General features: G+C 35.2%; 11 protein-coding genes and 2 tRNA genes. 10 read left to right on the plus strand and 3 right to left on the minus strand.

From position 1 onward, the window contains the following. The first annotated feature begins 19 nt into the window (after positions 1-19). The 8 genes from PBV87_RS07135 to PBV87_RS07170 all read left to right on the plus strand — a co-directional run bounded on the left by PBV87_RS07135 (position 20) and on the right by PBV87_RS07170 (position 7,043). A tRNA-Tyr gene (locus PBV87_RS07135) sits at positions 20-101 on the plus strand. Positions 102-106: 5 nt separating this feature from the next. Next, positions 107-179: transfer RNA gene (locus PBV87_RS07140), tRNA-Phe, on the plus strand. Positions 180-309: 130 nt separating this feature from the next. Further along, positions 310-1,650 (plus strand): L,D-transpeptidase family protein, encoded by a 1,341-nt coding sequence (locus PBV87_RS07145; RefSeq protein WP_271011661.1) that lies wholly within the window; start codon positions 310-312, stop codon positions 1,648-1,650. Positions 1,651-1,943: 293 nt separating this feature from the next. Continuing rightward, positions 1,944-3,293 (plus strand): NADP-specific glutamate dehydrogenase, encoded by a 1,350-nt coding sequence (gene gdhA / locus PBV87_RS07150; RefSeq protein ID WP_271011662.1) that lies wholly within the window; start codon positions 1,944-1,946, stop codon positions 3,291-3,293. A 150-nt stretch (positions 3,294-3,443) separates the two neighbouring features. Next, positions 3,444-4,418: an HD-GYP domain-containing protein gene (locus PBV87_RS07155; protein WP_271011663.1), complete on the plus strand. Its 975-nt coding sequence runs from the start codon at positions 3,444-3,446 to the stop codon at positions 4,416-4,418. Positions 4,419-4,427: 9 nt separating this feature from the next. Then, positions 4,428-5,264 carry a sulfide/dihydroorotate dehydrogenase-like FAD/NAD-binding protein gene (locus PBV87_RS07160; RefSeq protein ID WP_053983367.1) on the plus strand — a complete coding sequence of 279 codons (837 nt, stop codon included), beginning with the start codon at positions 4,428-4,430 and terminating at the stop codon, positions 5,262-5,264. After that, positions 5,257-6,642, plus strand: a complete 1,386-nt coding sequence (gene gltA / locus PBV87_RS07165) for an NADPH-dependent glutamate synthase (RefSeq protein ID WP_271011664.1) — start codon at positions 5,257-5,259, stop codon at positions 6,640-6,642. The genes PBV87_RS07160 and gltA overlap by 8 nt, the downstream gene beginning before the upstream one ends. Before the next feature lie 116 nt (positions 6,643-6,758). Then, the gene (locus PBV87_RS07170; protein WP_198524867.1) at positions 6,759-7,043 is read left to right on the plus strand and encodes a hypothetical protein; all 285 of its coding nucleotides are present in this window, start codon (positions 6,759-6,761) and stop codon (positions 7,041-7,043) included. 50 nt (positions 7,044-7,093) lie between these two features. On the opposite strand, the gene PBV87_RS07175 is transcribed toward PBV87_RS07170, so the two are convergent. Next, complete coding sequence (locus PBV87_RS07175; protein WP_271011665.1) at positions 7,094-7,462, minus strand: hypothetical protein; 369 nt, start codon at positions 7,460-7,462, stop codon at positions 7,094-7,096. 115 nt (positions 7,463-7,577) lie between these two features. Between PBV87_RS07175 and PBV87_RS07180 the strand changes: the two genes are divergently transcribed. Then, positions 7,578-9,308, plus strand: a complete 1,731-nt coding sequence (locus PBV87_RS07180) for a B12-binding domain-containing radical SAM protein (protein ID WP_271011666.1) — start codon at positions 7,578-7,580, stop codon at positions 9,306-9,308. A gap of 14 nt (positions 9,309-9,322) precedes the next feature. After that, on the plus strand, positions 9,323-10,015 hold the full coding sequence (gene nth, locus PBV87_RS07185) for an endonuclease III (protein WP_053983371.1): 693 nt from the start codon (positions 9,323-9,325) through the stop codon (positions 10,013-10,015). Positions 10,016-10,082: 67 nt separating this feature from the next. On the opposite strand, the gene PBV87_RS07190 is transcribed toward nth, so the two are convergent. Next, positions 10,083-11,297 (minus strand): glycosyltransferase family 4 protein, encoded by a 1,215-nt coding sequence (locus PBV87_RS07190; RefSeq protein WP_271011667.1) that lies wholly within the window; start codon positions 11,295-11,297, stop codon positions 10,083-10,085. Between the two features lie 67 nt (positions 11,298-11,364). Further along, positions 11,365-11,859 (minus strand): hypothetical protein, encoded by a 495-nt coding sequence (locus PBV87_RS07195; protein ID WP_271011668.1) that lies wholly within the window; start codon positions 11,857-11,859, stop codon positions 11,365-11,367. Between the last annotated feature and the right edge of the window lie 26 nt (positions 11,860-11,885).

Consider the following 11,885-nt stretch of genomic DNA (forward strand, 5'->3'; position numbering starts at 1 on the left):
ATATTGATTAAGTTGATATGGAGGGGTTCCCGAGTGGCCAAAGGGGGCAGACTGTAAATCTGTTGGCACCGCCTTCGAAGGTTCGAATCCTTCTCCCTCCACTTATGCCCAGATAGCTCAGTCGGTAGAGCAGAGGACTGAAAATCCTCGTGTCGCTGGTTCGATTCCGGCTCTGGGCATTTACTTAAAGCATCTCTTAGGAGGTGCTTTTTTGTTTTTTACAATCCTTATTTTCTTGTCCACAAATCTGGTATGTTTGTCCGCTCTCTTACATATATATAAATCTAGAAAGTTATGTGAGGTGAGAGGATGAAGCCAAGTAAAACACTATTTTTAAGCGCTTTAACGCTAGTGTTATTAACGCTTGCACTATTCGTCGTGCGAGATTTAAACTTTCATTGGGTAGAAGTAGATGAAGCGGGTGCAACCGTCACAATTAATTTCCTATTCCCTATGGATAAAGAAGGTTTTAAAGATACGATTAAAGTTAAAAATCAATTAGGATATGCAGAAGAGTTTGGATGCAAGGTAGATTGGGTAAGCCCACAAGTTTGTAAACTCCAGCTTACTGAAGAAGGAGATGTACGTGGACAAAAAATCTATCTCATTATTGATCATGCGCCTACTAAGTATAGTGGAATGACTAAACAAGCAACCATTCCTATCCAGTTCCAAAGTGATATTCAAATTGTTTCTCCGGTGGATGAAATTCTCATTGCAACCACTCAGTCTTTTGAAGTACAATTTAACACACCGATGAATAAAGATGTTATTCATCGCTTCTTATCTTCAGATGCAGACTTTATTATTGAGCCTGTACAGTATACACAAGATGGTAAAAATATTACAGACTATACTCGCTTTAATTTTACGCCTAAAAAGCCATTAGAAAATGATCATAAGTACATATTAACCTTTAAAAAAGGAATGCCATCTCAATCTAATGTGATGTTGGCAGAAAATCAAAAAGTTGTTTTACATACAGATATTAAACCTCAGATTGATACAGTGTCTCCTAATGTTGGAAGTAAGTGGGTAGGACTGTATCCTCGAATTAGTGTTGCAAGTAAGACGCCTATGACAGCAGCTTATTTGCAGTTAGGTGATGAGACATTAGTTGGAAAGCTGAAATCTGAATACCGAGCAGAGTTTTATCCAAAAGAGCTACTAACTCCAGACAAAATCTATAAGGGCAACATACAAATTGAAGCGGCATCAGGGGAAAAGAGTGATCCTTTTGCCATTCATTTTACAACACAACCCTTGGCAGGAGACCGTTATTGGGCGGAAATCAAATTAGGGAAAAATCAAGAAATGATAGTTTATCAAGGCTCTCAAGTGGTAAAAAATATTCAATGTTCAGGTGGAAGTGAGAAAACACCAACTACAAAAGGAACATTTTATGTACAATCAAAGGGAGATAAATATTTTTCAGAGGAACATTTAGAAGGCGGTAATTACTGGATTATGCTCTCAGAGCAAATACGTATTCACGGTATGACACGCGATGAATATTGGCATATTAAGATGGATGTTCTTAATCGTTTAGGTGAAGGACAAACTAAAGGTGATATTGTCATGCGTGAAGAAGATGCTATGTGGCTCTATGAAAACCTCCCAAGTGATACAATGATTGTCATCCATGAGTGAGACACCATAAAATACTAATCAAAAAAGTGTTAGAAGAGGTATTGAACTATTGAAATACTAATAAAATAGTTCAGTATCTCTTTTTTAAAACTTAAAATTTGAACCTATGTATATATATTCTTGCAGGATAAGCGAAAAAGTATAAAAAATTCCCGAGGTTATAGTCATGAATATACAAAAATATGAAATATATAATTTTTAACTTGCATTTTTCTATGAATATGATAATATACTACTATATAAAAATGGTCTTTTACATAACTAACTAATTTAAATTATAGGGGGATAAAATTATGGCATTTCGCACAGCTTATATGACAGATTTAATGGAACGAGTTATTGCAAATCATCCAGCACAACCAGAATTTCATCAAGCGGTTCACGAAGTATTACTTTGTATGGAACCAGTAGCAGAAAAAAATCCTAAATATATAGATGCAGGAATCTTTGAGCGTATGGTTGAACCTGAACGTGTTATTATCTTTAGGGTTTCCTGGGTAGATGATGCAGGTAAAGTACAAGTAAATCGTGGATATCGTGTACAATTTAACAGTGCAATAGGGCCTTACAAAGGTGGTCTTCGTTTCCATCCATCAGTAAATCTTGGTGTCATTAAATTCTTAGGTTTTGAACAAATTTTCAAAAATTCATTAACAGGTCTTCCTATGGGTGGAGGAAAAGGTGGTAGTGATTTTGATCCAAAAGGTAAATCAGATCAAGAAATTATGAGATTTTGCCAAAGCTTTATGACAGAGCTAAGTAAACATATTGGACAATTTACAGATGTACCAGCAGGAGATATTGGTGTAGGTGCACGTGAAATTGGTTATATGTATGGACAATATAAACGTCTTCAAAATGAATTCACAGGTGTTCTTACAGGAAAAGGTCTTTCATACGGTGGCTCACTCGTTCGTAAAGAAGCAACTGGGTATGGTTGCTGCTATTTTACAGCTGAAATGCTTGCAACACGTAATGATTCCTTTAATGGTAAAACAGTTGTTATCTCTGGATCTGGGAATGTAGCTATCTATGCAGCTGAAAAAGCTGTTCAATTAGGAGCTAAAGTTGTAGCAATGAGTGACTCAAATGGTTACATCTATGACCCAGAAGGTATTGACCTTGATCTTGTTAAACAACTTAAAGAAGTAGATAGAAAACGTATTGCTGAGTATACAAAAACAAGAACAAATGCATCATACACAGAAGGATGCCGTGGCATCTGGCAAATTCCATGTGACATTGCACTTCCTTGTGCAACACAAAATGAGCTTCACGAAGAAGATGCTAAAATGCTCGTTGAAAACGGTGTAAAAGCTGTTGCTGAAGGGGCGAATATGCCTTGTACACCAGAAGCTGTTGAAGTACTTTTAGCAAACGGCGTATTATTCGGACCAGGTAAAGCAGCTAATGCAGGTGGTGTAGCAACATCGGGACTTGAAATGTCACAAAATAGTATGCGTTATAACTGGTCATTTGAAGAAGTAGATGAAAAACTTCATAATATTATGAAATCTATTCATCAGAGTGCACGTGATGCAGCGACAGAGTATGGTCAACCAGATAATTATGTACTTGGTGCTAATATTGCAGGGTTCTTAAAAGTTGCAGATGCAATGTATATGCAAGGTGTTGCTTATTAAAAATTAGGCTCCCTCTATGGGAGCTTTAATTTTTATCTGTTTTATTCGACAAAATAATTTTTTTTGATAACTTTACCTATTATTTATAATTGTATTATAATATAATATGCTTAGAAGCATTTATACTATGATCAGATAGGGAGAGAGGCTATGTATAAAATTGATCTTCCAGTTACAAGATGTTTACCAGGTATGGTAACAGCTGAACCTGTTATTGATCTAACTACAGGTTTAACAATTGTGGGGGCTGAGCAAATCTTGACAGATACAATTATACAAAAACTTTATAAATTCAATTATAACAAAATATGTGTCTACGTAGGTCCATGGAACAATATCTGGAATGTAGCACCTGAAGTTATTGAAAAATATGAGGGGCATCGCAAAGAACTTAAAGTTATTTTAGATCATTTAACAGTTACGAAAGTTTTAGATATAAAAGCACTTAAGGAGATTGCAGAACGTATGCAGCTTGACTTTAATCAAAATTATACAATTCTAGCTTGTATTAACATGATTCGTCTTGCTGATGAATATATATATACACATAGTATTAATGTAGCCTTACTTTCTATGCTTATGGGGAAATGGATGGAATGTAATGAAGAAATGATAGAAGAACTTATTCTTCTTGCTCTTGTGCATGATGTAGGACAAGAGAGAATTCCTGAGAAGGTTCTCAATGGGGCTGATGGTTTCGCTTGTGATGATTATAATCAAATGACAAAATATATTCGTTATGGTTATGAGGTGCTTGGTGAAATCAGGCATAATAAGATGGAACATCCTGTAGTAAGTCAAAAGCTACAAAATATTATTAACATTGCAGATATTTATGATGCTATGACTGCACATCGTATTTATCGCAAGAATCAATCACCTTTTGAGGTGCTAGAGCTTTTACAAAATGGGGTCTTTGGTCAATTAGATCCTGAAATATTAATGACCTTCATTAATAATATAGCTAATTATTATGTAGGGACATTTGTTGTTTTATCAACAGGTGAAGTGGGCGAAGTCGTATTTGTTCATCCACACTGTGTTTATAGGCCTATTGTACGTGTAGGGGATATATATATTGATTTACACGTTCAACACCATATCAAAATCTTGCAGATCGCATAGGAGGTTATCGTGTATAAAATAGTAGCAAAACAAAAATTGAATCATCTCGTAGAAAAAATGGTTGTCCATGCACCTTATGTAGCACGTAAGTGTGAACCAGGACAATTTATTATATTATGTGCAAATGAAGGAGACGAGCGTATTCCATTAACTATACAAGATTACGATCGTGAAGCTGAAACCGTTTCTATCATTTATCAGATAGTAGGTTACTCTACAACAAAATTAGCAGAAAAAGAAGTTGGAGATACCATTGCCCATTTTGCTGGGCCTTTAGGCATGCCTGCTCAGTTACATGCTAAAAAACGTGTACTCGGTATTGGTGGAGGTGTAGGTGCTGCACCATTATATCCACAAATTAAAGAACTGAAAGCGCAAGGTGTAGCTTGTGACGTTATCTTAGGTGGACGTGATAAAGACTACGTTATTTTACAAGAGGAGTTCAAAGAAATTACTGATAATGTATACTTTGCAACGAATGATGGTTCACTGGGAACAAATGGATTTGTAACAGACGTACTTAATGAACTTTTAGCTAATGGCGTTGTTTATGATGAAGTTATTGCCATTGGTCCACTGCCTATGATGAAAGCAGTTGTAGGTATTACAAAACCTTTAGACATTAAAACTATGGTTTCACTCAATCCAATTATGATTGATGGAACAGGGATGTGTGGTGGATGCCGTGTAACAGTTGGTGGCAAGACTAAGTTTGCTTGTGTAGATGGACCTGATTTTGATGGTTTTGAAGTAGATTTTGATGAAGCGATGCGTCGTCAAAATATGTATAAGAAACAAGAAGAACATGTATGTCGTATGAAACTTGGAGGTGGCCAAAATGCCTAATATGCGTTTGGATAAAGTGGCTATGCCAGAGCAAGATCCTAATGTACGTAATAAAAACTTCAAAGAAGTTACCCTAGGCTATACAGCAGAAATGGCTGTTGAAGAAGCTAGTCGTTGCTTAAACTGTAAACAACGTTTTTGTGTAGATGGATGTCCAGTTAATGTACCTATCCCAGAATTTATACAAGAAGTAGCTAAAGGTCATTTTGAACAAGCTTATGAAATCATTACAAGTGAAAATGCTTTACCTGCTATTTGTGGACGTGTTTGTCCTCAAGAAAATCAATGTGAAGGTAAATGTGTAAGAGGAAGAAAAGGTGAGCCAGTAGGTATTGGACGTCTTGAACGTTTTGTTGCAGACTATGTAATGGACAATGTAACACAAGAAGTGAAAAAAGTAGAATCAAATGGTAAAAAAGTAGCGATTGTTGGTGCAGGTCCAGCAGGTCTTACATGTGCAGGAGAACTAGCAAGACTGGGCTATGATGTAACCCTTTTTGAAGCCCTTCACGAAGTAGGAGGCGTATTAGTGTATGGTATTCCAGAATTTAGATTACCTAAACAACTTGTTGCAAAAGAAGTTCAAAAAATCGTTGAATCAGGTGTACATATTGAAAAAAATGTTATCGTAGGAAGAAGTATTACGATTGATGAACTCATGGAAGAGGGTTATGAAGCAGTATTTGTTGGTAGTGGTGCTGGACTTCCTAACTTCATGCATATAGAAGGGGAAAATTTAAATGGAGTATATTCTGCAAATGAATTTTTAACCCGTTCTAACTTAATGAAAGCTTATGACTTTCCAAATGCCCCAACACCTATTTTTGTAGGACAAAAAGTAGCGATTGTTGGTGGCGGAAATGTAGCCATGGATGCTGCACGTACAGCAAAACGTTTGGGTGCAGAAGAAGTGTATATTATTTATCGTCGTGGAGAAGAAGAGCTACCAGCAAGACGTGAAGAGATCCATCATGCTAAAGAAGAAGGCATTATTTTTAAACTTCTATGTAATCCTGTAAAAATCCATGGTCAAGATGGTGCTGTAAGCCAACTTGAATGTGTGAATATGACACTTGGAGAGCCAGATGCTTCTGGTAGAAGACGTCCTGTAGAGGAAGAAGGAAGTAATCATTGTCTAGATATGGATACAGTGATTATTGCCATTGGACAAAGTCCAAATCCATTAATCCGTAGTACAACACCAGGACTTGAAGTTCAAAAATGGGGTGGCATTATTGTACATGAAGAGACAATGGAAACGAGTAAAGAAAATGTGTATGCAGGTGGTGATGTTGTAACAGGTGCTGCAACTGTTATTTTAGCAATGGGTGCAGGTAAAAAAGCTGCTCAAGCCATACATGAAAAACTAACAAACTAATAAAAATAAATTAGAGGTTAAATTATCAAATTTAACCTCTTTCTTCTTGGAGTATAAAATATTGAACTTTGCTTATAATAAGGTCATAACATTTATTTAGCAAAGGAGAATGCAATATGAAAAAAGCATGCATGTTAATGTTAGTAGTAGCAGGTGTTTTATCTTTCGTAGGTTGTGCTGCAGGTTATGATTCAACAACAGGTTATGATGGTTATGGCTATAATGGCTATGGTAACTATGGTAATGGTTATGGCTATGGCTATGATGGAACAGGTACTTATAATAACGGTACTTATAATAATGGCACATACAATGGAACAACAGGATATGGTACAACAGGCTATGGCACAACTGGTTATGGCACAGGATATGGTACATCAACTGTAAATCCTAACTACTAAAATTTCTATATAAAAAAGCACTAGCTTAAGCTAGTGCTTTTTTATATAGATTAAGCGATAAAGAGTGTTAAGCCTAATAAAACAAGCGTAATACAGAGCGCCACACCATTAATCATTTTAGAATAGCGTAGAACACCTATAGACCATTTCTTTTTATAGGTTAAATATATACTGATTCCAATTAATAAAAGTCCAACAATAAGTCCAGTCAATCCTATAGGAAGCTGATAGCTTATACCTACATCAATAAACATATACATGATTAAAATAAGAACATCCCCAATTAAGGCAATACTACTTAAATGCCAAGGCTCTAGGGTTCTGGTAGCTTTTTGTTCCCAGTCATAGACTTCTTTTTTTTCTTTTGGTGGTAACTGCCCTTTAACAAGACTAACCGTTGTATCCTTTGTTCTTTTCATAGTCATTCCCCCAAGATTAATAATGTAACATAGTATAACAAATTCTTGCTCCTTTTGGCAATAGACGAACTTATGTTATAATAGTAGTATTATACTAAGGAAGGATTTAATTATTGTGAAGATATTACTTGTTTCATTTAATGCTAAATTTATACACTCTTCATTAGCACTTAGACTTATTCGTGACTATTGTAACGATTACAAAGAGCATATGGAGATATTAGAACTAACGATTAATCACCAGATGGGTGCTATATTAAAAGAGATTTATGTTAAACAACCCGATGTACTTGGATTGTCTTGTTATATTTGGAACATGGATTTAGTGGAAGAACTTGTTCCACTTATTAAAAAAGTACTGCCAGATACAAAAATTGTTTTAGGTGGCCCAGAAGTTTCTTATAATAGTGAAAGTCTATTTGATAAAATGCCTATTGACGTTGTTATTGAGAATGAAGGTGAAGAAACTTGGTATGACTATGCATCTTATCTGATTGAAGATGTAGGTGATTTAGAAAGTATCAAAGGTATTGTATATCGTGACAAAGAAGGAAAAGTACAGCGCAATATGGCACGTCCACTTATGGATATGGCCAAGTTACCTTTTGTATATGATGACCTTACAGGTCTTGAACATAAAATTATGTACTATGAAGCTTCAAGAGGGTGCCCTTTTAACTGCCAATATTGTTTATCTTCTATAGAAAAAGGTGTACGTTTTATGCCACTAGAACGTGTCCTTTCAGAAATTCAATATTTCTTAGATAATCGTGTTAAACAAGTTAAATTTGTGGACCGTACTTTTAATACCCATAAATATTATGCCAGGTCCATATGGCAGTATATTATAGAACATGATAATGGTTATACTAATTTCCACTTTGAAATAGCAGCAGAACTTTTAACTGATGAATGTCTTGGACTTTTAAAAGATGCAAGACCAGGGCTTATTCAATTTGAAATAGGAGTGCAGTCTAGTAATCTAGAAGTTCTGACAGCCATTGACCGTAAAATGCCATTTGAAGATATTCGCGAAATTTCACTAAAAATAAAAAAACTTGGTAATATTCATCAGCATTTAGATTTAATAGCAGGTTTACCTTTTGAAGACTACGCATCTTTTAGACAATCTTTTAATGATGTCATTAGTTTAAGACCAGAACAATTTCAACTCGGTTTCTTAAAGCTTCTTAAAGGTTCAGGCCTTCGTAAAAAAGCAGAAGAATATGGCATTATTTATCATCAAAAAGCACCTTATGAAGTGCTTTACACTAAACATATTAGTTTTGCAGAACTTTTAAGATTACATGGTATAGAAGAACTGGTTGAGCGTTATTATAATAGTGAGCGCTTTAGTAGAAGTTTAGAATACCTCTATACACTTTGTACATCACCTTTTGATTTCTACGAAGCCTTTAATGATTTCTGGGAAGAGAAAGGCTATGATAAGGTTGCTCATAAAAAGGATGCTTATTACTTAATCCTTGTTGAATTTGCAGATACATTAGCAGGTATCAACTCAGAATTAGTACGAGAACTGGTAAAAATGGATTGGTATGCTCATGAAATGATTAAAGAGGTACCGGCTCAACTTGTTACATTAGATCAAACGCCTTACCATGAACATGCAAACAGTTTAATACGTGATGATGCCTTTATGGTAGAAGAAGTAGGTGTAGATTCTACTTGGACCTCTAGACAACGTCTTAGAAAAATGCATATTGAATGGTTTGAGTATGATGTGAATGGTCATTTACAAAAAGAATGCATTCCAATGGCTATACTCTTTGACTATACAGTACAACCTGCACGCTATACACACTTAAACTCATTGATTAAGGCTTAGTAAAAGGAGACAACATGACAGAGAAACAACGTATAGAACGTATTTTAGAAACACTAGATACCTATTATGAAAAAGAAGTGATTTGTTATTTAAATCATGAAAATCCACTTCAGCTTCTTATTGCTACTATGCTTAGTGCACAATGTACGGATGATCGCGTGAATATTGTCACACAGAGCCTTTTTAAAAAATACCGTACAGCAGAGGACTTTGCAAAAGCTGACTTAGAAGAGCTGGAGCAAGATGTAAAAAGTACAGGATTCTATAAAAATAAGGCAAAAAATATTAAGGCTTGTGCAACCACATTATGTGAGAAATATGGAGGGGAAGTGCCACAAGATATTGATGCCTTGACACATTTAGCGGGAGTAGGGCGAAAAACAGCTAATGTTGTACGCGGTAATATCTTTCATATTCCAAGCGTTGTTGTAGACACACATGTTAAGCGTATTTCTATTCGTTGGGGGCTCACATTAGCAACAGACCCAGTTCCAATTGAAATGGAACTGATGAAAAAGTTACCTAAAGAACATTGGATTCGTTATAATACGCAAGTCATTGCTCATGGACGTGCTATATGTACAGCACGTGCACCTAAGTGTCTAGATTGTATGTTCTTAACTGTATGCCCACACGGCTTAACAAAGCGTTTAAAAGACCTTCCAGCACCAGCACAAGAGGCGCTTGAAAGAGGACATATGTACTAAAGAAGAGATGAGTGTACTTCAATGATTAGAAATAAAAAGGAGAGTTGCACCTGACAACTCTCCTTTTTTATTTTTGTTTTTTAGGTTTAATTAAATGTTTTTTTGCTTTTGCTTGATTTTTAGCTTCTTGTTTGGCAGCAAGAATACGTTCATAGTAAGCCATTGCATTTTGACCAAAGATCTCATCTGAAAGTGGTGCAACAGAACTCATGGCATGAACAGATAAGGTTTTACGATAGCGTTCATCTTCTAAAAGATCAATGAGTGCTTTAGAAAGTTCTTCTTTTGTTATAAATTTACGCCCATTGTAATCATCTTGAACAAGTGCTTCAATACTTTCATCATGTTTTGCTACAACAGGTAAGCCAGCAGCCATAGCTTCGGCAAAGGTTAAACCTTGCGTTTCTGAGACAGAAGCACTAACAAAGACATCACCTAATTGATAAAACTTCCCGATAGTTGCCCAAGGTTGCAGACCTGCAAAAATAACTGAATCTTCTAATTGCAACTCTCGTACTTGTTCTTTAAGGTTACTTGTTTCAGGGCCATCTCCTACAATGAAGAATTTAGCCTTTGGAATGTGTCTTACAACCTCAGGGAAAGCGTCAAGTACAAAATCAATACTCTTTTCTTTAGCAATACGTCCTACAAAAAGTACAGTAGGTGCATCTTGTGGTAAATGATACTGTTCTTTCAACGTGCGAATATCCTCTTGTGTATAACGGCTTGGACTAAATGGAGCAAAGTTAATGCCTGTAGGAATAACCTCAATAGGTTTCTTTACACCATAGCTTAAAAGTAAATCTTTAGTTTTTTGTGTAGGTGCCACAATACCATCAACACTATTACAAAACATTTTGCTATATTTACGTGCAAGTTCAGGAGAGAATTCAACACCTTTTGAAATATAGTGCATGTATTCTTCATACATCGTATGGTAAGTATGTACCATTGGTACATCGAGTTTCTTAGAAATAAGTTTTGCTAAGAAACCAAGTGAAAATTCAGTTTGAGATAGAATAATATCTAACTTTAACTTTTTAACACGATTGACAAGTTTTTGTGAGTAGATAATACCTACACGGTGGTCTTTCAAGAAAACAAAAGGTAAGCTTGGTATACGATAGACATAAGATTTATTGTCATCTGCTTGTGGATGGCTAATTGTAAAAATATAAACGTTATGACCTTGTTTTTTTAGTTGTTCTTCAAGCGTTACGATGGAACTGACAACGCCGTTAATTTGCGGTAAATACGTATCTGTAAATATCCCAATATTCATATCTAACACCCTCTTAATTCGTTTTAACTGTATGTTTTAATGCTTTAAGTTTTCAAACAGTCCCCGTCTATTCATAATGAGTCATAAGTTTGCCTCTCATCTTTTGATTGCTGTAATCAAAAGACATAACATATTCATATACCTGTATGCTTTCCTTTAAAAAGTTTTCTTCTTCTAATAGGTCTCCATAAGCAATAAGATGCTTCATAAATTGATAAAAAGTTTCCTCATTTTGAATCAGTTGACTAAAAAAGTTAATTCCATATAGTTTCTTGACTTCTGTATTAGAAAGATCTTTTAAATGGACCATTTTTTTAGTTTCAAAAGATAAAAGTGTATGATAAAAAACTTCACATTTTTCACTTGTAACCTGAGGTATTTTATTCCAATCTATCGTCAATAATAATTGAAAAGGGAAAGAAGTTTGTAGAGTAGCATTGGCTTCACATTCTTCTTTTAAATAGCTTTCCCAACTATCATTACGCTTATGAATTCCTTTTTTTATACACCAAGCACAAACTAGAAAGAGAATTACTACACCGATCACACCACTAAAACGCACGACTAAATTTAAAAAAGGATTCAAAG

This window comes from Holtiella tumoricola, assembly GCF_027857615.1.
In the GTDB taxonomy this organism is placed as follows: Bacteria; Bacillota; Clostridia; order Lachnospirales; family Cellulosilyticaceae; genus Holtiella; species Holtiella tumoricola.